Below are 24,432 nucleotides of genomic sequence, written 5' to 3' on the forward strand. Positions count from 1 at the left end.
AATTCGGGTCAGCCGCTCGTCTAGATACCTAAAGGAGTATGTGCACATGCCTTCTCTGACTTCCGTTCTGGGTGTATTGGACCCGACGAGCGACCGGGCGGTGTTCCGGCAGATCGCCGATGCGCTGCGGGAAGCGATCGACAAGGGCCGCTTCCGCGAGGGGGACAAGCTGCCGTCGGAGACTGAGCTGGTCGAGCACTTCGGTGTCTCGCGGATGACCGTGCGGAACGCTCTGTCGCTGCTCCAGCAAGAGGGGCTGGCTGTGTCTGAGCATGGCAAGGGGGTCTTCGTGCGGCCCCGGCCGCCTGTGCGGCGGCTGGCCTCGGACCGGTTCGCGCGGCGGCATCGGGATCAGGGGAAGGCTGCCTTCACCGTGGAGGCGGAAGCGGCGGGAAGCCGTCCGGAAGTCGACAGCCTGGAGGTGAAGGAAGAGCGGCCGTCGCCGGACATCTCCGCCCGGCTCGGCTCGCCTCGTAAGGTGCTGGCCCGGCGGCGGCGGTACCTGCTGGACGGGCGGCCGGTGGAGTTCGCCACCTCCTATCTGCCGCTCGACCTCGCGCGCAACACTCCGATCGCCCAGCCCAACCCCGGCCCCGGTGGTATCTACGCCCGGCTGGAGGAGATGGGGCACCGCCTGGATCACTTCGATGAGGAGATCCGGGCCCGTATGCCCTCCCCGGCCGAGGTGCGTACGCTCCAGCTCGCCTCCGGGGTGCCGGTGATCCATCTCGTCCGGACCGCCTACGACAGTGAGGGGCGGGCGGTGGAGGTGTGTGACACCGTGATGGCCGCCGACGCGTACGTCCTCGCCTACCAGCTCCCCGCCAACTGACGCATGACGGGGGCGTGGTGGCCCCGGGCTGCTTCTTCTGACTCGTACACACGAAGATGCATACTCGTATAGACGAGTGGGCAATCTGTGTGGCATGGTGGTCCCCGTTCCCGCTCGTTCGGGTTCGAAGGGCGCAACTCATCTACACAAGTAGGTGGGTTGGATGCGAGATGAGGAGAAGTAGTTGCGTTCCATCCGAGTTGAGACCTCTGGCGCCACGGTTCTGCTGACCGAGGCGCCGGAGCCGAAGGTGAAGGACCGGCAGACCGGCGAGATCGCCAAGGACGCGCAGAGCGGCGAGACGCTGATGCGGCTCGGCGTCGTGTACATCGACGGCGGGGAATCCTCGCTGCTTCAGGTCACCGTGCCGGAGAGCGGCGTTACGGAGGGGCTGGCCCTCGGTTCCCCGGTCACGCTGATCGGCCTGATCGCCCGGCCCTGGGACACCGTCTTCAACGGGCAGCAGCGGCACGGCATCGCCTTCCGGGCCGAGGCCATCGCCCCGGCCGCCATATCCGTCGGTGCGGGGGCCTGAACCTGATGACTGACGTCATGACGCTGATGGAGGTGGGTGGCCCGGTCGCCGCGACGGTCGGCGGGGCCGCCTACCTCCGGGCCCGGCACCCGGCCGCCTACTGGTCCACGATCGGGATGCCCATCTCGACTGCCCGGCTGCTGGGGTCATACGGGTCCGTGATGGACGCGTGCGGGCTGACTGTCCCGCCGTCGCGACTGCGGGCCTGGGCGATCCAGGCGTTCACGCACCGAGAAGTGCGGCCGGTGCCTCCGCGCCGGGGACTGATTCGGCCTACCTCGACCGGCCTACGGGTCCGGTTGCGGCTGGCGCCGGGGCAGGAACCTGCGGACGTGGCGGCCTCGTGCGAGCGGCTGCGGCATGCCTGGGGCGTTCACGGCGTGTACGTCGAGGAGATCAAGCCGGGCGTGGTCGAGCTGCGGCTCATCGGCTTCGACGTGCTGCGGAGGGTTCGGATGCCTCGGAAGGCTGCGGGTGGCTTCCTGAAGGTGCCGGTGGCGCTGCGGGAGGACGCGACGCCGTTCATCCGGGACTACCGGACCATCCCGCACCAACTGACGCTGGGCGCCACGCTGTCGGGCAAGTCGATGTTCCTGCGGCATCTGATCGCCGGGCTCGCACCACAGCCGGTCGCGCTGGTCGGGATCGACTGCAAACGGGGTGTGGAACTGGCGCCGTTCGCTCCACGGCTCTCGGCGTTGGCGACTGACCCTGTGCAGGCGGCGGAGCTGCTGCCGGTACTCGTCGGGCTGATGGAGGACCGGTACGACCTGATCAAGGCCCGGCAGGGCATCGCCCCCAGCACCCCGGACGAGGAGATCACCTCTGACATCTGGGGGCTGCCGGAGGATGAGCGGCCGGTGCCGGTGGTGCTGCTCGTGGACGAGGTGGCCGAGCTGTTCCTGGTCGCCACTCGGAAGGATGAGGAACGGCGGGATGAGATGGTCACCCAGCTCATCCGGCTCGCCCAACTCGGCCGCGCGGCAGGCATCTACCTGGAGGTCTGCGGGCAGCGCTTCGGCGCCGAGCTGGGCAAGGGCGCGACCATGCTGCGGGCTCAGCTGACCGGCCGGGTCTGCCACCGCGTGAACGACGAAGCCTCCGCCAAGATGGCGTTGGGCGACATCGCCCCTGAGGCAGTCGGTGCGGCCTGCGCCATCGCTCCCGAACGGCCCGGCCTCGCGGTCGCCGGGGACACCTCCGGCGGCTGGTCCCGCATCCGCACGCCGTACCTGTCGCTGAGTGACGCGGCCGAAGTGTGCCGCGAGACCGCTCACCTCGCTCCGCACCTGCCCGCGCTGGAGCCGTTCCGGCCGGACGTGCCGGCCGTACCGGTGAGCGCTCCGGCGTCCCTGCTCAAGCCGCTTCCGGCTGCCGAGTAATCCACCCCGTCTGACGGCTGGCGCGACCGCATCGCGCCGTGTCCCTACCCCCGCCTGCCTGAAACCGAAAGGGAGTCCCTGTGTCCCGTCCCACCATCTCCGAGGTCTCCGCGCTCCTGGCCGACCTGGCCGACTTCCGCACACGCGGGACCGGGAGCCGCGCCGAGCTGATGAACCGCAAAGCCGACCTGTTGGAGCGCATCGCCGCCGCCCAGCCCGATGACGTCGAAGCCGCTGAGGTCGCCGCTACCGCTCGCGCACGCGCTGACGAACTCACGGCGGGCGGCTGACCGAACCGGAAGGAGTACCTACCCATGCGCGCTCATCTGGCGCGGGTTGACGCGGTGTTGGTGCAAGCGGTCATCGCCGCCGCGCTGTCCTTCGCCCACCTGCATGACCTGGCCTCGGCGGCCGGACAGCACGGGTGGAAGGCGTGGGCCTATCCGGTCTCCGTCGACCTGCTGCTTGTAGCGGCCTGGAAGCGGCTCCGGTCGGGGGCGTCCAAGGCGGCGGGCTGGTGCTGGTTCGTCGTCGCCCTGGCCGCGTCCCTCGGGGCGAACATCGCCACCGCCGGACTGCTCGACCTGGGCAACGTACCGGCCTGGCTGCGCATCCTCGTCGCCGGATGGCCAGCCGTGGCCTTCCTCGGCGGCACGCTCCTCGCCCACACCACACCAGCACCCGAAACCGCGTCGGCCCTGGCCGAACGTGCTGAAGCCGTATCGGTCCCGGCCGCACCGGAAACCGCTGGACCACCCGCTGACGCGGAGCCTGAGCCGAAGCAGCCCGCGCTGCATGTTCCGGCCGCGCTGGTGAATCACGCGCGCAAGCTCGCCGAAGACCACCACGCCCGTACCGGCTCGCCCATCGACCCCGACACCCTGCGCGCCCGCCTCGGCGTCCCGGCGCCGCTGGCCGACGCCATCGCATCCCGCCTCTGAAGGAGTCCACCGTGCTCCGCCGCTTCCGCAACATCCTGCGCGTTGGCCCGGTCCGTGTTGGCACCGCCAACGACCAACGCGGGCGCGTGAAGCACACCGCCGTGTGCACCGCTCCCCGTTGCGACTTCTCCGCCGACTACGACACCCGCGCTGCCGCCGAGCTGGCCGCCCGTACGCACCGCTGCCCCATCCGCTGAAAGGAGATCGCCCGTGACCGTCAGCCTGCCCCTGGTCCTCGTCCTCGGCGCCGTCGCCTGGATCGCGATCAAGTTCATGGGCGTCCGCCTGTGGGTCGCCGTCGTGATCGCACTGTTCGGCTTCTGGCTCGCACACACCGGCATCGCGCCGTCCGTGGAGTCCGGTACGCGCTCCGGCGTCGACTCCGTCAACCGCTAACACGACTAGACGAGTAGCTGAGAAGAGGTCGCCGTGTTCCGTCCGAAGTACCCCGAGGCCCCCACGCCGTCGATCGTCCACGTGCCCACCGCCGTTCCGACGGCCCAGCACAGTCACCCTCCGGCCTGCTCCTGCCAGCACGCCCACGCGCCCGCTCCAGCTCGACCGGCCGGGGTCTTGAGCGGGCTCAACGCCGGAACGGTCGGCGCCGTGGTCACGGTCGGCATCGTCCTGACCGCCCTACTCGCCGCTGTTGCTGTCACGGCCGTTTCCGTCGCCGTGGCCGCCGTCGTCATGCGCTCGCTGCTGGCCAGCCAGCGCCGCAGCTGATCCACATCACACGACTGCCGGGGCGGCCTCATACCGCCAAGCATCCGCCGCCCCGGCAGCCCACCCCTCCCCGACCCAAGAGCCGAAAGAGGAGACCCCATCATCACCCGCACCACCCCGCCACCGCTGCCCCAACTCCGCGCCCTGGCAGCACTCGGCACCATGCCCGCACTACTCCGCCAACTCTCCGGCCTCGGCGGCTGCACCAACCCCATCCGCCTCGACGGCCACCGCACCGAACACCACCTCAACCGCGACACCGGAGAGATCGGCCGCATCCTCCACCACCTGAACTCCACCGAACTGCCCGCCGGGCAGCTCCTGGTCCGCTGCAACAACCGCCGCGTGACCCGCTGTCCGGCCTGCGCCGAGACCTACCGGCGCGACACCTTCCACCTGATCACCGCCGGACTACGCGGCGGCAAAGGCACCCCCGAGGAGGTCGCCACGCACCCCCGCGTCTTCGCCACCTTCACCGCACCCAGCTTCGGGCCCGTCCACAACCGGCCCACTGGCCCGGCCGGTGTCCGCCGTCTGTGCCGGTGCCGTGTCCACCACGAGCAGGAGGACGATGCGCTTGGTACTCCGCTCGATCCGGACCGGTACGACTATGAATCCGCGGTGCTCTGGAACGCTCATGCGGGTCTGCTGTGGCGGCGGTTCTCGATCTACTTGCGGCGGGAGGTCGCCAAGCGCGCCGGACTCACGCAGCGGGCCTTCCGTAACCACGCCCGGCTGTCCTTCGCCAAGGTCGCCGAGTACCAGAAACGCGGCGCCGTCCACTTCCACGCCGTCATCCGGCTCGACGGCCCGGAAGGGGGCGACACCCCGCCGCCAGCCTGGGCCACCACCGATCTGCTGACCGACGCGATCCGCGCTGCCGCAGCCAAAGCGGAGGTGAAAGGGCCGGTGATCGACGGCCGGACCCACCGCTTCGCCTTCGGTCGTCAGCTTGATGTACGGCCCATTCGTGGGCCCGAGTTGGACGGCGGAACGGCACTGACCGACCGGGCGGTCGCCGCGTACATCGCCAAGTACGCCACCAAGGGCGCCGAAACCGCGACCGGAGCCCTCGACCGGCCCATACGCCTCATCGCCGAACTCGCCCAACTCGACGTCCCCGAACACACCCGCCGCCTCATCCGCACCGCCTGGGCCCTCGGCGCCCGCAAAGACCTCGAACACCTCCGGCTCCGCGCCTGGGCCCACATGCTCGGCTTCCGGGGCCACTTCTCCACCAAATCACGCCGCTACTCCACCACCCTCGGCGCACTCCGCGACGCCCGCGCCGCCTGGCGACGCGCCCAAGCCGCAGCGGCTCAGCCAGAGCAGGAAGAAACCACGCTCGTCCTCGCCCACTGGGTCTACGCCGGTACCGGCCTCACCCCCGCCGAGGAATGGCTGACCGCCACTATCACCCCCGCTCCTGGAACGGAAGGAGAACCGACCCGTGGCTGAGTCCCGGTCCAATGTCGTCGTGTTGGAGACCGATGCTGACCCGTCCTTGGCGCTCTTGACCGTCGAGGAGGCGGCTCGGCGGCTTCGTATCGGGCGTACGACGTGCTTCCGGCTCGTCCTCGCCGGAGAGATCGAATCGGTGACGGTCGGGCGGCTGCGCCGGGTGCCTGCCGACGCCGTACCGGCCTACGTGGCCAAGCTGCGTAACCGATCCGCCGAAGCGGCATAAGGGGGAGGGTATGGCAGAGGGGAAGCGCACCCGGCAGCCCAATGGCGCCTCGTCCATCTACCTCGGCAAGGATGGGAAATGGCACGGCCGGGTGACGGTCGGCGTTCGTGATGACGGTAGGCCCGACCGCCGTCATATCGAGCGCAAGACCAAGGCCGAGGTGACCAAGGCCGTTCGCGAGATGGAGCGGGCGCGCGATGAGAAGAAGCTCAGGAAGCCGGGCCAGAGCTGGACCGTCCAAGCCTGGCTGGAGCACTGGGTCGAGAACATCGCCAAGCCGTACGTCTCCGAGAATTCTTACGACGGGTATGAGGTCGATGTGCGGGTGCACCTGGTGCCGGGCCTCGGCGCCCACAAGCTCGATCGACTGGAGCCCGAGCACCTGGAGCGCTTCTACCGGAAGATGCAGGAATCCGGGAGCGCGGCCGGCACTGCTCACCACGTCCATCGGACGATCCGGGTCGCCCTCGGTGAGGCGGTGCGGCGCGGGCACATCCCCACCAACGTGGCCGAGATCGCCAAGGCGCCGCGCCTCGAAGAAGAGGACATCGAGCCGTACTCGATCGAAGAGGTCCAGAGTCTGCTGGTGGAGGCGGCCAAGCTCCGTAACAGCGCTCGCTGGGTCGTCGCCCTGGCGCTCGGCCTCCGGCAAGGGGAAGCGCTGGGGCTGCACTGGGAAGACGTGGACCTGGACGCGGGATACGTCCGCATCCGTAAGAACCGGTTGCGGCCCAGGTACGCGCACGGCTGCGGTGATGATCCGTGCGGGCGAAAGGCGGGCTACTGCCCTCAACGCCAGCAGACCCGCCGGGAGCACAAGAGCACCAAATCACGCGCCGGACGGCGTACGGTCGGCCTGCCAGACCCGCTGATCAAACTCCTCCGCCAGCACCAGGAGGAGCAAGAGAGGGAACGGGCCGAGGCCGGTGCTGACTGGGAGGGAAAGGGGTATGTCTTCGCTTCGCCGACCGGCGGGCCCCTCAGCCCGAACACCGACTATCACGTCTGGAAGCGGCTGCTTCGGGACGCGGGGGTACGGGACGGCCGTCTCCATGACGCTCGTCACACCGCCGCGACCGTCCTCCTGCTGCTCGGCGTCCCGGATGTCGTGGTCGACGCGATCATGGGATGGGAGCCCGGGGGAGCGGCGCGGATGCGGGCCCGGTACATGCACGTGACGGGGCCGATGCTGCGGAAGGTCGCGCAGCAAGTCGGAGGCGCGCTCTGGGAACTCCCCGAAGCCGACTGAGACGGAAACTGAGACGGAGAACGCCGAAGGGCCCCGCCGCGAACGGTGGGGCCCTTCGACATCGTGCCCGGTGAGGCACTGGCGGAGGATACGAGATTCGAACTCGTGAGGGGTTGCCCCCAACACGCTTTCCAAGCGTGCGCCCTAGGCCTCTAGGCGAATCCTCCGCTGGAGACTCTACAAGACGATCGGGAGTGCTTGCGAACTCGTTCCCACCCCGGTCTATCCGCTAGGGTGGGGGCCAGCCCCTCACGTGGCGCTATCTCACCGAACTCCCCCAGGGCCGGAAGGCAGCAAGGGTAAGTGAGCTCTGGCGGGTGCGTGAGGGGCCCCTTGCGTCTGTGGGGGGAGGGCTGTGGGGATACGGGTGGGGGCCCGTTGTCCGTGGTCCCCGATATCGTCGTAAGCGTGTCGTCCCTCGCGCTGTACCGCCGCTACCGCCCCGAGACCTTCGCGGAGGTCATCGGGCAGGAGCATGTCACCGGCCCGCTGCAGCAGGCGCTGCGCAACAACCGGGTCAATCACGCGTATCTCTTCAGCGGTCCCCGCGGGTGTGGCAAGACGACCAGTGCGCGCATCCTGGCCCGCTGTCTGAACTGTGTGAAGGGCCCCACCCCGGCGCCGTGCGGCGAGTGCCAGTCGTGCCAGGACCTCGCGCGGAACGGGCCGGGGTCGATCGATGTGATCGAGATCGACGCCGCGTCGCACGGTGGTGTGGACGACGCCCGTGAGCTGAGGGAGAAGGCGTTCTTCGGACCCGCGTCCAGTCGGTACAAGATCTACATCATCGATGAGGCCCATATGGTCACCTCGGCGGGGTTCAACGCCCTGCTGAAGGTGGTCGAGGAGCCCCCGGAGCACCTCAAGTTCATCTTCGCGACCACCGAGCCGGAGAAGGTCATCGGCACGATCCGGTCGCGTACGCACCACTATCCGTTCCGGCTCGTGCCGCCCGGGACGCTCCGCGACTATCTGGGCGAGGTCTGCGGGCACGAGGCGATTCCGGTCGAGGACGGGGTGCTGCCGCTGGTGGTGCGGGCCGGGGCCGGGTCCGTGCGGGATTCGATGTCGGTGATGGACCAGCTGCTCGCGGGCGCGGCCGACGACGGCGTGACGTACGCCATGGCGACCTCGCTGCTCGGTTATACGGACGGCTCGCTGCTGGACTCGATCGTGGACGCCTTCGCGGCGAGCGACGGGGCGGCGGCGTTCGAGGTCGTCAACCGTGTGATCGAGGGGGGCAACGACCCCCGGCGCTTCGTCGCCGATCTGCTGGAGCGGCTGCGCGATCTGGTGATCCTCGCCGCCGTGCCGGACGCGGCGGAGAAGGGGCTCATCGACGCCCCGGCCGATGTGGTGGAGCGGATGCAGGCGCAGGCGTCGGTCTTCGGCGGCGCCGAGCTGAGCCGTGCGGCGGACCTGGTCAATGAGGGGCTTACGGAGATGCGCGGTGCCACCTCGCCGCGGCTCCAGCTGGAGCTGATCTGCGCCCGAGTGCTGCTGCCCGCCGCCTTCGACGATGAGCGGTCCGTCCAGTCGCGGCTGGAGCGGCTGGAGCGCGGGGCCCTCGCGGGCGGCCTGGGCGGCGGAGCCGGTGCCGGCGGTGTCGGTGGCGGCGGCGGTGGCGTTGGGGGGCCCGGGCCTGCCATGGGGTATGTACCGGGGCCTGACGCTCACGCTCCCGTCGGTCCCCCCGCCGGTGGGCCGTCCGGTCCGGCCGCCGCGCGTGCGGCTATGGCCGGGGGCGGGCCCGGTCAGGGGCAGCCACCGGAGAGTGCGGGGAGTGGCGAGGCGCCCGGTGGGTGGCCTGCCGGGGCGCGGCCCGCCGCGGACAGTGGCCAGGGCGGCGCCGTGGACAGTGGACGGCAGGGCGGCGCACCGGCCGCGGCCGCGCCCGCGGAGGACGGTGGCGGGCAGCGGCCCGGAGCGTGGCCGTCAGGTGCCCAGGCCCCGGCCGCCGAGGGCGGGGGATCGCGGCCCGGGGCCTGGCCTGCCGCCTCCACGCCCGGATCCGGGGCTTCCGGTGCGGGCGGACCGTCCGGTGCCGGTGCCGGTGCCGGTGCCGGTGTCGGTGGCGCGTCCGGTGCGGGCGGTGCCGGCGGTGGTGCCCCTGGTGGTGGCGGTGGACAGGGTGCCGGGGCGCCCGCCCGGCAGCCCGGCGGCTGGCCCACGGCCACCGCGCCGGGGCAGGGCGGCGGCCCCTCCGCGCAGACCCCCGCGACGCCCTCCGCGCCGACCACCCCGAGTGCCCCGACCACGCCTTCTGCCCCCACCGCAGGCCCCGCGCCCGGTGCACCCGCGCCCTCGGCACCGGCGCCGGGCGCGCCGAGCATGGCGCAAGGTGCCGTCCAGGTGCGGCAGATGTGGCCGGACATCCTGGAGGCGGTCAAGAACCGCCGCCGCTTCACCTGGATCCTGCTGAGCCAGAACGCGACGGTGTCCGGTTTCGACGGCACCACCCTCCAGCTCGGCTTCTCCAACGCGGGCGCGCGCGACAGCTTTGTGGGCGGCGGCAGCGAGGACGTCCTGCGGCAGGCGCTCCAGGACGCCATAGGGGTGCAGTGGCGGATCGAGGCGATCGTCGACCCCTCGGGCGGCACCGGACAGCAGGGCGGCGGCCCAGGTGGCCCAGGCGGCCCAGGCGGTCCGGGCGGCTTCGGCAGTGCTGGTGGTCCTGGTGGCGCCGGTGGCCAGGGCGGTCCCGGCGGCTACGGCGGAGGCGGCAGCTACGGCGGAGGCGGAGCCGGTGCCGGTACCGGTGGCGGAGGTGCCGCCGGCGGTGGCGGCTTCGGCGGTGGAAGCGGCCCCGGCTTCGGCGGCGGTGGTCAGTCCGCCCCGCCCCGCCAGTCCGCGCCCCGGCCCGCTCCCGCCTCCCCGCCCCCGGCCGCCCCCTCCACGTCCTCCGCGCCATCCGGCTCCGCGGACGCGGGCCCGCCCCCCGAGGCGGCGTACCGCGAGCCCGAGCCGCCGCGGGTCTCGATCGAGGACGACATGCCGGCCGAGGACGACCCGGATCTGGACGACACCGCGCTGAGCGGGCACGATCTGATCGTCCGCGAGCTGGGTGCCACGGTGATCGAGGAGATCGTCAACGAGTAGGAGGCGTGGGCCCCGCACCCGTGTCTCACGTCGCCGCGTCTCCTCCGTACGGCGTAGAGCAAGGCGCTCTGGGAGCACGTAGGCTCGGGCTATCGAAGAGAACGACTGTCGAGCGCCAGGAGCGAAGCCGTGATCCCCGGTGGTGGCCAGCCGAACATGCAGCAGTTGCTGCAGCAGGCTCAGAAGATGCAGCAGGACCTCGCCGCGGCCCAGGAGGAGCTGGCCCGCACTCACGTCGAGGGTTCCTCGGGCGGTGGCCTGGTGAAGGCGACCGTGACCGGTTCCGGTGAGTTGCAGGGCCTGGTCATCGACCCCAAGGCCGTGGATCCTGAGGACACGGAGACCCTCGCGGATCTGGTCGTCGCGGCCGTCCGTGACGCCAACCACGCCGCGCAGGAGCTCCAGCAGCAGAAGCTCGGCCCGCTCGCCCAGGGGCTGGGCGGTATGCCCGGGCTCCCGTTCTGACCTCCGGGTTCTCCGGAGTCTTCGGGTTCCCCCAGGGTCTCGGATTCCCCCGGGGTCTCGGATTCCCCGGCTTCTCGAACTACCCGGGTCCGACCGCAGGAGTCGCGGCGACCGCGTAGGAGTCGCGGCGGCCCGGCCGCAAGAGCGTGACGCCCCCTGGCCGTGAGGGCACGGCGCAACCGAATATTCATGTGAAGTACGGCCACCGCGTGTCGGCGCGAGATTGGATGAAGGCGTGTACGAGGGCGTGGTCCAGGACCTCATCGACGAGTTGGGCAGGCTGCCCGGCGTCGGTCCCAAGAGCGCGCAGCGGATCGCCTTCCACATCCTGCAGGCCGAGCCCACCGATGTCCGGCGTCTCGCGCAAGCGCTGACGCAGGTCAAGGAGAAGGTGCGGTTCTGTGCTGTCTGCGGGAACGTCGCCGAGGCCGAGCAGTGCCGCGTCTGCCAGGACCCCCGTCGTGACCCCGCGATCATCTGCGTGGTCGAGGAGCCGAAGGACGTTGTCGCGATCGAGCGGACGCGTGAGTTCCGGGGCCGCTATCACGTGCTCGGCGGGGCGATCAGCCCCATCGAGGGCGTGGGCCCGGACGATCTGCGGATCAGGGAGCTGCTGGCGCGGCTCGCGGACGGTACGGTCACCGAGCTCATCCTGGCCACCGATCCGAATCTGGAGGGCGAAGCCACCGCCACGTACCTCGCGCGCATGATCAAGCCCATGGGTTTGAAGGTCACCCGCCTGGCCAGCGGCCTCCCTGTCGGTGGAGACCTGGAGTACGCCGACGAGGTCACGCTGGGTCGTGCCTTCGAAGGGAGAAGACTTCTCGATGTCTGACGCAACGCTGCACGACGCCCACCCGGACCCGGACGACTTCGCGGTCCAGATCTCCGACCAGATCGAGAGCTTCATCGTCGCGGTCACCGAAGTCGCCAAGGGGGACGAGCCGGACAGCGCTGTGCCGTTCCTGCTGCTCGAGCTGTCGCAGCTGCTTCTCGCGGGCGGCCGGCTCGGCGCGCACGAGGACTTCGTCCCGGACGAGCGGTATGAACCGGACGTCGGCCCGGAGCCGGACGTCGACGAGCTGCGTGAGCGCTTCGCCCAGCTGCTGGAGCCGGTGGACATCTACTCGGAGGTCTTCGACCCGTACGTGCCGCGCAGCCAGCCCGTGGCCTGCCGGATCTCCGACGACCTGGCCGGGATCGTCACCGATCTGCGGCACGGAATGGCGCACTACCGCGAGGGCCGGATCAGCGAGGCGCTGTGGTGGTGGCAGTTCTCGTACCTCTCCAACTGGGGGACGACCGCCTCGGCGGCCCTGCGCGCGCTGCAGTCGCTGGTCGCGCACGTACGGCTGGACAGCCCGCTGGACGAGCTGGACGGCTTGGACACGGACAGCAACGCGGGCGGTGACGAGGAGCTCGCGGAGGAGGCCGGCCGGGTCATGGCGGCGGAGATCGCGGGACCGCTCGGGCTGCGCTCGGGGCCGCGCTGAGGAGCGCTCGGGACCGCGCTGAGAAGTGCTCGGGGCCACGCTGAGGAGCACTCGAGACGGCCTGTCGGGCAGCCTGTGGGCCGATCAGCCGGACGGTTCGCCGGAGGGCCCGCCAGGCCGCTGGATCCTGTGAGCTGGGTTACGTTCCCGTGTGCTTCCGCGGTAAGCGGGCAGGGTTCGTCGCTGAGCGGGTGGGAGGGATGCGGGAATCTCGCGGATGCGTGGACGTGCGCCGTGTGACGCCCGTCGTCGTCCCCTGATCACTTTGCGGGGCATTCGTCTCGCTATGTGATATTGGGAGGGCGTATTCCGGCCGCTCGTTAGACTGAGCCGACCGCATTATTGAGAGCTGCGAGGAGCGCACGTGGGCCTTGTCGTGCAGAAGTACGGAGGCTCCTCCGTTGCCGATGCCGAAGGCATCAAGCGGGTCGCCAAGCGAATCGTGGAAGCCAAGAAGAACGGCCACCAGGTGGTCGTCGTGGTCTCCGCGATGGGCGACACGACGGACGAGCTGATCGATCTCGCCGAGCAGGTATCCCCGATTCCTACTGGGCGCGAGTTCGACATGCTGCTGACCGCGGGAGAGCGGATCTCCATGGCCTTGCTGGCGATGGCGATCAAAAACCTCGGTCACGAGGCGCTGTCGTTCACCGGCAGCCAGGCGGGAGTCATCACCGACGCGGTTCACAACAAAGCGCGGATCATCGACGTCACACCGGGCCGCATCCGTGACGCGCTCGAACTCGGCGCGGTCGCGATCGTCGCGGGCTTCCAGGGCGTGTCCCAGGAGAGCAAGGACATCACCACCCTCGGCCGGGGCGGTTCCGACACCACCGCGGTCGCGCTGGCCGCGGCCCTGGACGCCGAGGTGTGCGAGATCTACACCGACGTGGACGGCGTGTTCACCGCCGATCCGCGCGTGGTGAAGAAGGCTCGCAAGATCAACGAGATTCCGTACGAGGACATGCTGGAGCTCGCCGCGAGCGGCTCCAAGGTGCTGCACCTGCGCTGCGTGGAGTACGCGCGCCGGTACACCATCCCCATTCACGTACGGTCGTCTTTCTCCGGTCACCAGGGCACCTGGGTGCGCAATCGGCCGGAAGCGGGAGAAGGAGAAGAAGGCATGGAGCAGGCGATCATCTCCGGAGTCGCGCACGACACGTCCGAGGCCAAGGTCACGGTCGTCGGGGTGCCGGACAAGCCGGGTGAGGCCGCGGCCATCTTCCGCACCATCTCCGACGCCGAGATCAACATCGACATGGTGGTGCAGAACGTCTCCGCCGCGTCGACCGGGCTGACCGACATCTCCTTCACACTGCCGAAGACGGACGGCCACCGGGCGATGGAGGCGCTGACCAAGGCGAAGTCGCTGATCGGCTTCGACTCGCTGCGCTACGACGACCAGATCGCCAAGATCTCCCTGATCGGTGCCGGTATGCGCACCAACCCGGGGGTCACCGCGACCTTCTTCGAGGCGCTGTCGAACGCCGGGGTCAACATCGAGCTGATCTCGACCTCCGAGATCCGCATCTCGGTCGTCACCCGCGCCGACGATGTGAAGGACGCGGTCGTGGCCGTGCACAGCGCCTTCGGCCTGGACAGCGAGACCGACGAAGCGGTGGTCTACGGAGGGACCGGACGATGACCGGCCATGGCGGTGCCGGCGGTGGCGACAAGCCCACCCTCGCGGTCGTCGGGGCCACCGGCGCGGTCGGCACCGTCATGCTCTCGATCCTCTCCGAGCGCGCCGACATCTGGGGCGAGATCCGGCTGATCGCCTCGCCCCGCTCGGCCGGCCGGAAGCTGACCGTCCGGGGTGAGCAGGTCGAGGTCGTCGCGCTGAGCGAGGAGGCGTTCGAGGGCGTCGACGTCGCGATGTTCGACGTCCCCGACGAGGTCTCGGCGCAGTGGGCGCCCATCGCGGCGAGCAAGGGCGCGGTGGCCGTCGACAACTCCGGCGCCTTCCGGATGGACCCCGATGTCCCCTTGGTGGTGCCGGAGGTGAACGCGCACGCGGCCCGGGTCCGCCCGCGCGGCATCATCGCCAACCCCAACTGCACCACCCTGTCGATGATCGTCGCGATGGGCGCGCTGCACGCCGAGTTCGGGCTGAGCGAGCTGATCGTCTCCTCGTACCAGGCGGTCTCCGGCGCGGGCAAAGAAGGCATCGACGCCCTGCGCGAGCAGATCGCGCTGGTCGCCGGTACGGAGCTGGGCACCCACCCGGGCGACGTACGGCGGGCGGTGGGCGACACCGGGCCGTTCCCGGCGCCGATGGCGCTCAATGTGGTGCCGTTCGCCGGTTCGCTCAAGGAGGACGGCTGGTCCTCCGAGGAGCTCAAGGTGCGGAACGAGTCCCGCAAGATCCTGGGGCTGCCGGAGCTGAGGGTCACCGCGACCTGTGTACGGGTGCCCGTGATCACCACGCATTCGCTGGCCGTGCACGCGCGGTTCGAGAACGAGGTGACGGTCGAGGCGGCGCACGAGATCCTGGCGGGCGCCCCGGGGGTGGTGCTGTGCGACAACCCGGCGGAGGGCGAGTTCCCGACGCCCGCCGACGCCGTGGGCACCGACCCCACCTGGGTCGGCCGGGTGCGGCGGTCGCTGGACGATCCGAAGGCGCTGGAGCTGTTCGTCTGCGGCGACAACCTGCGCAAGGGTGCGGCGCTGAACACCGCGCAGATCGCGGAGGTCGTCGCGGCCGAGCTGGCGGGCGGGACCGCCGTGCGGTGACCCAGGGCCTGCCACGGGGTTAAGAGGGGGCCGGGGCGCCGTAACGTGAGCGATCGTCTTAAAGTGACGTTTCACCGGTGCGTCGTCCGGCAGATTGTGAATATCCTGTGCGCGTGTCACTGGCCTGGACCAGCTGAGCTGGGCCGTTGATGTGATCGACGTATTCGCTCCCCGCTCGCTGCAACCGGCAGTGGGCGGGGAGCGTCTTTCCAGCCGCCCCGCAGTGGGTGCTGGGATAACTGGGGCATTGGGGGAAGAGTTGGTGCGCATGGGGGCATTCAACGCATCGTCAAAAGCGGTGCCTCACGCGTACAACCCTGACAGGGGGCGGCGTGTCCAACAGGCGTGGCAGAGGTATTCGGCATCGCAACGGTTCCAGGGCATGGCGGCGCGGCAGTACGCCCCCCGCGTGCCCCAGGTGGCATGCCGGTGATCGCGCCATGGCCGACGGCCCGCCCCGCGCACATCACAACAGGGCGCGAGGACACTGACGACGCGATGGCAGCGGGCACCACAGTCGATCACCTCACCGAGACCTATCGCGCCCATTACCGGTCGCTGCTCGGTCTCGCCGCGCTCCTGCTCGACGACACCGCGTCCTGCGAGGACGTCGTGCAGGAAGCGTTCATCCGTGTGCACTCGGCGCGCAAGAGAGTCCGGGATCCCGAGAAGACCCTCGCCTATCTGCGGCAGACGGTCGTCAATCTCTCCCGCTCCGCGCTGCGTCGGCGCATCCTCGGGCTGAAGCTGCTCTCCAAGCCGATGCCCGATATGGCCAGTGCCGAGGAGGGGGCGTACGAACAGCTGGAACGCGATCAACTGATCAAGGCGATGAGGGGACTTCAGCGCCGTCAGCGCGAAGTTCTCGTGCTGCGCTACTTCGCCGATATGACCGAGGCCCAGGTGGCCGAGACGCTGGGCATTTCGCTCGGCTCGGTCAAGGCGTACGGCTCGCGCGGCATCGCGGCGCTCCGCGTCGCCATGGAGGCTCCGGCATGAACCACAACACATCTGCGCCGGACCCGGGGGATTCCGGTCGGCGACACGGCCACGAGCCGGAATCCAGAGAGCCGGCGGAGTCCAGGGAGACCACGGGGCCCATGGAGCCGGTTGAGGCGACGGAGTCCGCGGAGACCGCGGAGTCCACGGAGTCCACGGCGGACGTGGAGTCCACGGCGGACGGGGAGTCCGCCGGGGCCGAGCCGGGGCGGGCGACGCCCCTCCGTATTCAGCTGGACGACGACGAGCCCGGCGGTGAGGACGAGGAGGCGCTGCGGCGGCTGCTGCACCGCGCCGTCGACGAACTCGAGCCGTCCCCCGAGTCCCTCGACCATCTGCGGCGCGCCGTGCCCGCCCGCCGTGCGCGGCGGCGCCAGGCCCTGGTCGGGGCCACTGCGGCGCTGGTGCTCGGCTGCGCGGCCGTACCGGCGCTCGTGCACGTCGCGACCACCAGCGACAACTCGAACGACCGCCCGGCCAACGCCGCCAGCAGCCACCGCACCCCTGAGACCAGCGGCGGCCGGCACGGCGAGGGCAGCGGCGGCAAGGACGCCGACGGGCCGTCCGACACGGTCGAGGAGCACAAGGGCGACAAGGGCAAGGACGAGGGGCAGGACAAGCCGCCTAAGGGCGAGGACGGCGGCTCCGGCGGTACAGCGCCCGACCCCACCAACACGCTGAACGCCACCTCCCCCACCTGCGGCCGCGCCCAGCTCACCAGCGGTGGCGCCGGATCGGTCGGAGCGGCCGACGCCGAGGGGCGGGTCTACGGCTCGTTCCGCGTCGTGAACGTCTCGGACCGGGCCTGCACGGTCGAGGGCAGCGGCTCGGTGGGCGCGAGTGCCCAGGGCGGCGCGGACGCCTCGCGGATCCTGGTCGTGGACCATACGGCGGGGGACGCGGCGGCGGGGCTGCCCGACCCCTCCATCCAGCCGGGCACGCTCATCCTCAAGCCCGGCCAGGCGTACGAGGTGAAGTTCGCCTGGATCCCGGCGTCGGGCGGCGGCACCAGCGGCTGCTCCACCACCGGCACCCCGACTCCCAACCCGTCCACGGACTCGGCCCAGGACGGACCGCAGGACGACCCCAGCACTGATGATCCGGGCGGCACCCCGGGCGGCGGTGGCGGTGAGCCGCAGGACGGGAGCGTCCTGGTCAGTCACACACCGGAGGCGGGCGACCCGGCCGCGGCGAGCGTGACGATCGGCGGCGCCTGCGCCGGAACGATCTACCGCACCGGTCTGCTGGCTTCCTAGAGCCCACCGCCCTCCCGCCAAGGCCCGCCGACGTCTCTCCGGAGCCGCGGAGCAGCGGCCTCCCGGGGCCTTGAGCCCAGGAGGCCCCGCGGCGGCGGTCCGGGCGCGCCCTGCGGGCGTCCTGGGGCCGTGGCACGGGGCTCTGTGGGGCGGCCCCGCCGCCGGGGCCGGGACGCGAAGCCCGTACCGTGGGGGTGTGTATCGGTTTCTGCTGACCCCACGCTGGTGGGTGATCAACGTGTTCACCCTGTTGGCGATCCCGGTCTGCCTCTTCATGGGCAGCTGGCAGCTCAGCCGCTTCGAGACGCGTGTCAACACGCACAACCAGCAGCAGGACGAGGCGTCCGCCGAGCGGAAGGCCGCGGCCCGGCCGCTGGGCGATCTGCTGCCGGTCACCGCGAAGACCTCCGGGGAGCGGGCCACCGCCACCGGCCGATACGACACCGCACATCAACTCCTCGTGCCCGACCGGCGGCTGGACGGCCGCGACGGCTTCTATGTGCTGACTCTGCTGCGCGTGGATGAGGGCAAGGACGGAGCCAGAGGCGAGGGCGAGGACGCGGCCGAGGACGGCGCCAAGGCGCTGCCCGTCGTCCGCGGCTGGCTCCCCGGCGACGCCGACGATCCGGCGGCCACCGCCAAGGTGCCCGCGCCCCCCTCCGGCGAGGTGACCGTCACCGGTGCGCTGCAGGCGTCCGAGCACCAGGGCGGCGACGGGGTGAGCGCGAGCGGCGGCCTCCCCCGCGGTCAGCTGGGCATGATCAGCGCCGCCTCCCTGGTCAACCTGGTGCCGTACCAGGTGTACGACGCCTGGGTCACCTCCGCCGAGGCTCCCGGGGCCCTGAAGCCGGTGCCCCCCACGGCGGCGGAGGGCACCGGGCTCGACATCAAGGCGTTCCAGAACCTGGGCTACACCGGTGAGTGGTTCGTCTTCGCGGGCTTCGTGGTCTTCATGTGGTTCCGGCTGTTCCGCCGCGAGGCCGAGACGGCCCGCGATCTGGCCCTCGGCATCACGCCGCCCGAGCCGACGGCTCCGACGGCGCCGGGTGCGGACCCGAGCCCAGATGACGCCGAGCGAACTCGATCTCCAAGCGCAACTGCTTGATCCGCTCCTCGACGACCAGCGAGCCGTGCCCCGCGTCATAGCGGTAGACCTCATGCGGGGTGCCGCGCCGCTCGAGCCGCTCCACATAGTTGTCGATCTGCCGTATGGGGCAGCGCGGGTCGTTCACCCCCGCCGAGATGTAGACCGGCGCCCGCACCTGATCCACATAGGTCAGCGGGGACGACGCCTCGAACCGCTCCGGCACCTCCTCCGGCGTGCCGCCCAGCAGGGTGCGGTCCATCGCCTTCAGGGCCTCCATCTCGTCGTGGTAGGCCGTCACATAGTCCGCGACCGGGACCGCGGCCAGCCCCAGCGCCCAGGAAGCCGGCTGGGTCCCGAGCCCCAGCAGCGTGAGATAGCCGCCCCAGGAGCCGCCGGCCAGCACCAGCCGCTCGGGGTCGGCGAGCCCGGAGGCCACCGCCCACTCCCGCACGGCCGCGATGTCCTCCAGCTCGATCAGCCCGACCCGGTGCTTGAGCGCGTCCGTCCACGCCCGCCCATAGCCGGTGGAGCCGCGGTAGTTGACCCGCACGACGGCGAAGCCGTGGTCCACCCAGGCCGCGGGGCCCGCCGCGAAGGCGTCGCTGTCGTGCCAGGTCGGCCCGCCGTGGATGTCGAAGACCGTGGGGAAGGGGCCCTCGCCCGCGGGCTTCTGCACCAGCGCGTGCACCCGCCCACCGGGGCCGTCCACCCAGACGTCGGTGACCGGCACCGACTCCGGGGCGGTGAAACCGGGCGGGTCCAGCACCGTCCGCCCGCTCGTCGACCGCACCTGGGGCGGCTTCTCGGCCGACGACCACAGGAACTCCACCGTGCCGTCCGGCCGCGCCGTGGCGCCCGAGATCGTGCCCGCCGGGGTCTCCAGACGGCTCAGCTCGCTGGAGGCGAGGTCGTACCGCCACAGCTCGCTGCGGGCCTGATGGCTGTGCTCGACCAGCAGCGCCGATCCGTCCGGGAACCAGTCCGCCCCGACGTCACCGGGCAGGTCGATCGCCAGCGCGGTCTCCACACCGGTCGTCGGATCCCACACCATGGGCTCCCACCGGCCGCGCCGCTGATGCCCGACCAGCAGCCGGGTGTCGCCCTCGACGGGCGCGAAGCCCATCACGGACAGCCCCAGCTCCTCCGTGCCGCCCTTGGTGTCGTCCAGCTCCGCGACGGCCGTCCCGTCCGGCCGCAGGACCCGGATCGCCGAGTGCATCGCGTCGCCGTGCTCGGTGTGCTCGATCGCGATCAGCGTCCCGTCATGTGAGAGATCGCCCACTCCGGCGGACTCGCGGTGCCGGTAGATCTCCTCGGACTCGCCGCCCGGCCGCACCACATGGATGGTCGAGCCGTCCTCGTCGGTGGACCGCCCGACGACCGCCGTGCCGTCGCGGCCCAGCGCGAGCCCCGCGGGGTAGGAGGGCTCCAGGCCCGGGGTCGCGGGCTCGTCGGCCGGGCGCTCGTCACCCTCGTCACCCTCGTCACCCGCGCCGGCGCCGCCGCTGAACGGCTGGCGCAGCCACACCCCGAACTCATCGCCGTCGGTGTCCGAGAACCACCAGATCCACCGGCCGTCCGGCGACAGCACCCCGTCGGTCGTCCCGTTCGGCCGGTCCGTGACCTGCCGCTGGGCACCGGTGGCCCGGTCCCATGCGTACAGCTCGTACGTACCCGTGGCGTTCGAGACGAACAGCGAGTGGTCCGGGGCGTCTTCCGCCCAGTCGGGCAGCCCCACTCGCGGCGCCCGGAAGCGCTTTTCCCAGTCCGGCATGGACTCCGTGCTCTCAGTCATGCCCACCATTCTGCGCCGCACCCCGACATGCGCGCTGGCGTCGTCCCGCGCCTGTGGATAACGTTCCCGGCGGGATGGACGCCAGGCCGCACACCGAGGGGGAGCTGATGGCCGACATAGGCGCGACGGTGGAGACGTACTGGGCAACGGCCCAGGCCAGGGACTGGCGGGCATTCGGCGCCACCCTCGCCGACGACGTCCGCTACGAGCTGCCGCAGACCCGCGAGCGGGTGCTCGGCCGGGACGGCGTGGTCCGCTTCAACGCGGAGCACGTGGGCGAGTGGAGCCTGGAGGTCGAGCGCGTCATCACCGACGGCGATCAGGCGGTCTCCTGGGTGAGTTTCAGCGTGGACGAGGAGGAGACGCAGGCGATCAGCTTCTTCACCGCCTCGGCGGACGGCCGGATCCAGACCATCACCGACTTCTGGCCGACGTCGTACGAGCCCCCGCGTGAGCGCGAGCACTTGGTCGAGCGCTTCTGAATACCCTCCCGACATCCGATGCCGGATACCCGATATCCGATACCGGACGCCCGATACCGGTCCCCTCCCGCCCCCTGCCCCTCCCGCCCCCTGCCCCTCCCGCCCCCTGCCCCTCCCGTTCGCCCCGCCCCCTCCCCGGGCTCGACTACTTCAGCAACACCGGCAGTTCCTCCACGCCGTAGACGATGGAGAGCTTCCGGAACGAGAGCTTCTCCGCCGGTACCGCGAGCCGCATCGCCGGGAACCGCCGTATGAGCGCGGGGTAGGCGGCCCGGAGTTCCATCTTGGCCAGCTCGGCGCCGATGCAGCGGTGGATGCCGTAGCCGAAGGCCAGATGAGAGGGGGCCTGCCGGTGCGGATCGACCCGCTCCATGTCCGGGCCCAGCTTCTCGTCCCGGTTGGCCCCGCTCAGTGAGCACAGCACCAGGTCACCGGCGGATATCCGGGTGCCCGCGATCTCCATGTCCTCGCGGGCGAACCGCGGGAAGGCCACCTGCACCACGGTGAGATAGCGCAGCAGCTCCTCCACGAACGGGTCCACGACCTCGTCCTGGTCACGTATCGCGGCGAACTGCTCGGGGGCCTGGAGCAGCACCAGCGTGCCGAGCGCCAGCATGCTCGCGGTGGTCTCCAGACCGCCGGTCAGCACCCCGTCGGCGAGCCCGGCCAGTTCATGGTCGTCGAGCTCGTCGCCGTGCTCCTTCACTAGCATGCCGAGCAGCCCGTCGCCGGGCGTCTCACGCTGCTTCCGCACGATCCCGTGCAGATAGGAGAGGGAGTCCGACATCGCGCCGAAGGAGGCGTTCGCCCCGTCGAAGAGGTCGAACCGCGCCGTGCTGTGGCGCTGGAAGTCGTCGCGGTCCTCGTACGGCACACCGAGCAGTTCGCAGATGACCAGCGCGGGAATGGGAAGCGCGAACGACTGCACGAGATCCACCGGACCCTCGGCCGCGGCCATCTCGTCGAGCCGCTCCTCCACGATGGAGTGGATGCGCGGGGTGAGCCTGCTGAGCCGCCGCATGGTGAATTCGGGCGTCAGCAGGCGTCGCAGTCTCGTATGCGTCGGTGGATCGCTGAAGCCGAGACCTCCCGGATTCTGCTGCGGGGCGACGCCGATGTTCCGTTCCGCGAGGTTGGTGAAATCGGAGCTGAACCCCTTCGCCTTTCCGAGCACCGCCTTGGTCTCGTCATATCCGGTGACAAGCCAGGCATTGATCCCGAAAGGGAGCCATATCTTACTGATGGGTTCCTTTGCCCTGGTTCGGGACAGATCGGCAATGGGGTCGAGGCCGTCGCGCCTCAGTGGTGCCAGTGTGGCGTCCGGGAGGAACGACATCTTGGACAAGTCGAAGCCGTTCTTCTGAATTCTCGTAAAGTACTTGCGGCCCAGCCAGGCGACGATGTTTGAGCGGAGATTCGACATGGCGCAATACTGCCCTGCCGCGCCCGGGTGGCCGTGCTCCGATGCCGGACGCGCCCCGGTGTGATGCGCCACAACAGCGTGTGCGCCCCCTCGTGCGGGCACTCGGGAGCACGTCGATGGGCACACGGGTGGGCACGCCGATGGGCACACAGGTGGGCACGCCGGAGGGCGCACGGGTGGCATCAACGCGCCGGTGCGTACCAAGGTGGCGCTGGCCGTGAAATCGGAGGAAAGTGTAGATATCGGGCGTGAGGTCCGATCGATGACGGCTGCCTGCGGGACGTCTGTGGCGCCCCCAGGGATATGAGTGAGGTGAGCGGCCTTGCGGGAGAGGTTCCGTGCTGTCCAGGGCGCGCCCTGCTGGGTGAGTCTGATGGCAGCGGATCTGGACCGCGCGCACCACTTCTACGGAGAGCTCTTCGGCTGGGGCTTCCGCCCTACCCGGCAGGGTCACGGCCGTTACACCATCGCGTACACCGAGGGCGGCGTACCGACTGTCGGCATCGGCGCCTCGTCGCCCTCGGCGGGGGTGACCCTGCCGGTCATCTGGACCACGTACTTCGCGGCGGACAGCGCGGACGAGGTGGCCTCGCGCGTCCAGGAGCGCGGCGGCACGGTCGCGGTCGGGCCGCTGGAGTTCGGCAGCGGCCGGGTGGCCTGGGCGGCCGACCCGGACGGGGCCAACTTCGGCATCTGGGAGGGCGATCTGACCTCCGCCTGGTGGGGCGAGCGCAGGCCGGGCGCGCCCGTATGGCTGGAGCTGCGCACCCGTGACGCCTTCGAGGCGGCGCTCTTCTACGGTCAGGTCTTCGGCTGGGACACCCAGGGGCGGGAGCGCTGCGACGTCCGCTTCGAACACGACCGAGTGGTCCTCCATATCGACGGTAAGGCCGTCGCGGGGCTGCGCGGCGGCGCCATCGAAGCCGCCCCGGACCCGAACGTCCGGCCCCGCTGGCGGGTCTACTTCTGCGTGAAGGACGTCGACGAGGTCGCCGAACGCGCCGCGGAGCTCGGCGGCGGCGTCATCTCCCTGCCGGCCGACACTCCCTATGGGCGCGTCGCGGCGCTGCGCGACCCTGAGGGCGGGATCTTCAGCGTGGCGGCCGTGCGTAAAGGACCCGCGGACGGGGATCCTGGCGGTTGTGGCTGAGGGGGAGGGGGCTGGAGCCCTCGACGGGGCTGAGGCCCTCGACGGGGCTGGGGCCCTCGACTGGGGCTGAGGCCCTCGACGGCCGTAGGCGTCGGCGCCTACGATCGGAAGTACGGCATCGCGTGTCGGTCACCGGCTGGGTGAGGCATGGAGGTGCCCGTGAGATTGCCTTACGGAGGCATTCCACAGTGTCTGTCGAGTTGAATCACACGATCGTCCATTCTCTGGACAACCATGAATCCGCGGAATTCCTGGCGAATATTCTTGGCCTTGAGGTGGGAGAGGAATGGGGCCCGTTCGTTCCGGTGGAGACCAGTAATGGTGTCACCCTGGACTTCGCCACCATTCCCGGCGAGTCGATCGTCATGCAGCATTACGCGTTCCTCATCTCGGACGAGGAGTTCGACGCGGCCTTTGGGCGGATCCGGGAGCAGGGGGTCACGTACTACGCCGATCCCCATCTGAAGCAGCCGGGCGAGATCAACCACCATCATGGCGGGCGCGGGCTGTACTTCATGGACCCGGCCGGTCATGGCATGGAGATCATCACTCGCCCGTACGGCAACGAAGAGTAGTCCGAGTGGTCCGGGGAGGCCCTGAGGCTCCGGACCAAGGGTGGGCCGGGGCGCCGTACGCCCCGGCCCACCCGCTCAGTCCTCCTCCGCCTGCTCACGGTCCCGGCGCTTCCGCCACGCCCGTACGGCCTCGTCGATGTCGAACGGCGCGAGATTGAGCGGCGGGCCGGGCGGGGGCCGCCGGATCGCCTCACGGATCTTGTCATTGACCTCCGAGAGGATCTCCCGCACCATCCGCTCCGACGGCGCCTTCTCCACGGCGGCGAGCGCGTCCTCCGCCTCTTTGCGCAGTACGAGTGTCGGTGGCAGAAACGACAGATTCTCGCGGGCCATCTTCTTCTTGACCCACCACAGATCGTCATAGGGCTTGTCGAGATCGGGGAGGGGTTTCCCCTTTCCCTGGAGGTTGGCGAACGCGCCGCGTTCCTCCGCCTCGCGGATCTGTCGGTCGGCCCACGTTTCGAAACTGATGCCCGGTGGCTTTCGCTCGGTCACCCTCAGATTCTCCCTCAGGCGGCGCGAA

General features: G+C 70.5%; 26 protein-coding genes, 1 tRNA gene and 1 other RNA gene. 24 read left to right on the forward strand and 4 right to left on the reverse strand.

Annotated features, from left to right (window positions below; genetic code table 11):
• Positions 1–46: 46 nt before the first annotated feature.
• The 11 genes from ACMTAK_RS27170 (at position 47) to ACMTAK_RS27220 (ending at position 7,352) form a co-directional block, all read left to right on the forward strand.
• The gene (locus tag ACMTAK_RS27170) at positions 47–832 is read left to right on the forward strand and encodes a GntR family transcriptional regulator (RefSeq protein ID WP_413808615.1); all 786 of its coding nucleotides are present in this window, start codon (positions 47–49) and stop codon (positions 830–832) included.
• Positions 833–1,016: 184 nt separating this feature from the next.
• Positions 1,017–1,367 (forward strand): SCO3933 family regulatory protein, encoded by a 351-nt coding sequence (locus ACMTAK_RS27175; RefSeq protein WP_030836282.1) that lies wholly within the window; start codon positions 1,017–1,019, stop codon positions 1,365–1,367.
• 5 nt (positions 1,368–1,372) lie between these two features.
• The gene (locus ACMTAK_RS27180; protein ID WP_413808616.1) at positions 1,373–2,749 is read left to right on the forward strand and encodes an FtsK/SpoIIIE domain-containing protein; all 1,377 of its coding nucleotides are present in this window, start codon (positions 1,373–1,375) and stop codon (positions 2,747–2,749) included.
• Between the two features lie 80 nt (positions 2,750–2,829).
• Entirely contained in the window at positions 2,830–3,039 is a 210-nt protein-coding gene (locus ACMTAK_RS27185; RefSeq protein ID WP_413808617.1) for a hypothetical protein, read from the forward strand.
• Positions 3,040–3,063: 24 nt separating this feature from the next.
• Positions 3,064–3,690: a DUF2637 domain-containing protein gene (locus ACMTAK_RS27190; protein ID WP_413808618.1), complete on the forward strand. Its 627-nt coding sequence runs from the start codon at positions 3,064–3,066 to the stop codon at positions 3,688–3,690.
• Between the two features lie 11 nt (positions 3,691–3,701).
• On the forward strand, positions 3,702–3,887 hold the full coding sequence (locus ACMTAK_RS27195; protein WP_344316434.1) for a mobile element transfer protein: 186 nt from the start codon (positions 3,702–3,704) through the stop codon (positions 3,885–3,887).
• 13 nt (positions 3,888–3,900) lie between these two features.
• Positions 3,901–4,086: a hypothetical protein gene (locus ACMTAK_RS27200; protein WP_413808619.1), complete on the forward strand. Its 186-nt coding sequence runs from the start codon at positions 3,901–3,903 to the stop codon at positions 4,084–4,086.
• A gap of 33 nt (positions 4,087–4,119) precedes the next feature.
• On the forward strand, positions 4,120–4,416 hold the full coding sequence (locus ACMTAK_RS27205) for a hypothetical protein (protein ID WP_413808620.1): 297 nt from the start codon (positions 4,120–4,122) through the stop codon (positions 4,414–4,416).
• Between the two features lie 162 nt (positions 4,417–4,578).
• Positions 4,579–5,874 carry a replication initiator gene (locus tag ACMTAK_RS27210; RefSeq protein ID WP_413808621.1) on the forward strand — a complete coding sequence of 432 codons (1,296 nt, stop codon included), beginning with the start codon at positions 4,579–4,581 and terminating at the stop codon, positions 5,872–5,874.
• Complete coding sequence (locus ACMTAK_RS27215; RefSeq protein ID WP_086710467.1) at positions 5,867–6,103, forward strand: excisionase family DNA-binding protein; 237 nt, start codon at positions 5,867–5,869, stop codon at positions 6,101–6,103. The genes ACMTAK_RS27210 and ACMTAK_RS27215 overlap by 8 nt, the downstream gene beginning before the upstream one ends.
• A gap of 10 nt (positions 6,104–6,113) precedes the next feature.
• Positions 6,114–7,352, forward strand: coding sequence for a tyrosine-type recombinase/integrase (locus ACMTAK_RS27220; protein WP_413808622.1), 1,239 nt, complete (start codon positions 6,114–6,116; stop codon positions 7,350–7,352).
• 79 nt (positions 7,353–7,431) lie between these two features.
• On the opposite strand, the gene ACMTAK_RS27225 is transcribed toward ACMTAK_RS27220, so the two are convergent.
• A tRNA-Ser gene (locus tag ACMTAK_RS27225) sits at positions 7,432–7,519 on the reverse strand.
• A gap of 73 nt (positions 7,520–7,592) precedes the next feature.
• On the opposite strand from ACMTAK_RS27225, the gene ffs reads away from it, so the two are divergent.
• From ffs to ACMTAK_RS27275, 10 genes are all read left to right on the forward strand, one after another.
• An RNA gene (gene ffs / locus ACMTAK_RS27230) (signal recognition particle sRNA small type) lies at positions 7,593–7,689 on the forward strand.
• A 71-nt stretch (positions 7,690–7,760) separates the two neighbouring features.
• Positions 7,761–10,451 (forward strand): DNA polymerase III subunit gamma and tau, encoded by a 2,691-nt coding sequence (locus tag ACMTAK_RS27235; RefSeq protein ID WP_413808623.1) that lies wholly within the window; start codon positions 7,761–7,763, stop codon positions 10,449–10,451.
• A gap of 129 nt (positions 10,452–10,580) precedes the next feature.
• Complete coding sequence (locus ACMTAK_RS27240) at positions 10,581–10,916, forward strand: YbaB/EbfC family nucleoid-associated protein (protein ID WP_020870188.1); 336 nt, start codon at positions 10,581–10,583, stop codon at positions 10,914–10,916.
• A gap of 235 nt (positions 10,917–11,151) precedes the next feature.
• A complete protein-coding gene (recR, locus tag ACMTAK_RS27245) occupies positions 11,152–11,751 on the forward strand; it encodes a recombination mediator RecR (protein ID WP_020870189.1) in 600 nt (199 codons plus the stop codon).
• Entirely contained in the window at positions 11,744–12,409 is a 666-nt protein-coding gene (locus tag ACMTAK_RS27250) for a DUF5063 domain-containing protein (protein WP_413808624.1), read from the forward strand. The genes recR and ACMTAK_RS27250 overlap by 8 nt, the downstream gene beginning before the upstream one ends.
• A gap of 364 nt (positions 12,410–12,773) precedes the next feature.
• A complete protein-coding gene (locus tag ACMTAK_RS27255) occupies positions 12,774–14,054 on the forward strand; it encodes an aspartate kinase (RefSeq protein WP_137978606.1) in 1,281 nt (426 codons plus the stop codon).
• The gene (locus tag ACMTAK_RS27260) at positions 14,051–15,142 is read left to right on the forward strand and encodes an aspartate-semialdehyde dehydrogenase (RefSeq protein ID WP_413808625.1); all 1,092 of its coding nucleotides are present in this window, start codon (positions 14,051–14,053) and stop codon (positions 15,140–15,142) included. Before ACMTAK_RS27255 ends, ACMTAK_RS27260 begins: the two co-directional genes overlap by 4 nt.
• Positions 15,143–15,565: 423 nt before the next feature.
• Positions 15,566–16,141 carry a SigE family RNA polymerase sigma factor gene (locus tag ACMTAK_RS27265; RefSeq protein WP_030829843.1) on the forward strand — a complete coding sequence of 192 codons (576 nt, stop codon included), beginning with the start codon at positions 15,566–15,568 and terminating at the stop codon, positions 16,139–16,141.
• Positions 16,142–16,242: 101 nt separating this feature from the next.
• A complete protein-coding gene (locus ACMTAK_RS27270) occupies positions 16,243–17,397 on the forward strand; it encodes a DUF4232 domain-containing protein (protein ID WP_413808626.1) in 1,155 nt (384 codons plus the stop codon).
• 196 nt (positions 17,398–17,593) lie between these two features.
• Entirely contained in the window at positions 17,594–18,502 is a 909-nt protein-coding gene (locus ACMTAK_RS27275; RefSeq protein ID WP_413808627.1) for an SURF1 family protein, read from the forward strand.
• Here the strand turns inward: ACMTAK_RS27275 and ACMTAK_RS27280 are convergent.
• Positions 18,408–20,288, reverse strand: a complete 1,881-nt coding sequence (locus ACMTAK_RS27280; RefSeq protein WP_413808628.1) for a S9 family peptidase — start codon at positions 20,286–20,288, stop codon at positions 18,408–18,410. The genes ACMTAK_RS27275 and ACMTAK_RS27280 overlap by 95 nt on opposite strands.
• 98 nt (positions 20,289–20,386) lie before the next feature.
• Between ACMTAK_RS27280 and ACMTAK_RS27285 the strand changes: the two genes are divergently transcribed.
• Positions 20,387–20,761, forward strand: a complete 375-nt coding sequence (locus ACMTAK_RS27285) for a nuclear transport factor 2 family protein (protein WP_256651988.1) — start codon at positions 20,387–20,389, stop codon at positions 20,759–20,761.
• 145 nt (positions 20,762–20,906) lie between these two features.
• On the opposite strand, the gene ACMTAK_RS27290 is transcribed toward ACMTAK_RS27285, so the two are convergent.
• On the reverse strand, positions 20,907–22,184 hold the full coding sequence (locus ACMTAK_RS27290) for a cytochrome P450 (RefSeq protein WP_413808629.1): 1,278 nt from the start codon (positions 22,182–22,184) through the stop codon (positions 20,907–20,909).
• A 373-nt stretch (positions 22,185–22,557) separates the two neighbouring features.
• Here ACMTAK_RS27290 and ACMTAK_RS27295 point away from each other — a divergent pair, with 373 nt between their 5' ends.
• Positions 22,558–23,334, forward strand: coding sequence for a VOC family protein (locus ACMTAK_RS27295; protein WP_413808630.1), 777 nt, complete (start codon positions 22,558–22,560; stop codon positions 23,332–23,334).
• 188 nt (positions 23,335–23,522) lie between these two features.
• A complete protein-coding gene (locus ACMTAK_RS27300; protein ID WP_044573040.1) occupies positions 23,523–23,909 on the forward strand; it encodes a VOC family protein in 387 nt (128 codons plus the stop codon).
• A gap of 75 nt (positions 23,910–23,984) precedes the next feature.
• Here ACMTAK_RS27300 and ACMTAK_RS27305 read toward each other — a convergent pair whose 3' ends face one another.
• Positions 23,985–24,404 carry a DnaJ family domain-containing protein gene (locus ACMTAK_RS27305; protein ID WP_413808631.1) on the reverse strand — a complete coding sequence of 140 codons (420 nt, stop codon included), beginning with the start codon at positions 24,402–24,404 and terminating at the stop codon, positions 23,985–23,987.
• Between the last annotated feature and the right edge of the window lie 28 nt (positions 24,405–24,432).

It is taken from the genome of Streptomyces lacaronensis, from assembly GCF_047337785.1.
Classification (GTDB): domain Bacteria; phylum Actinomycetota; class Actinomycetes; order Streptomycetales; family Streptomycetaceae; genus Streptomyces; species Streptomyces lycopersici.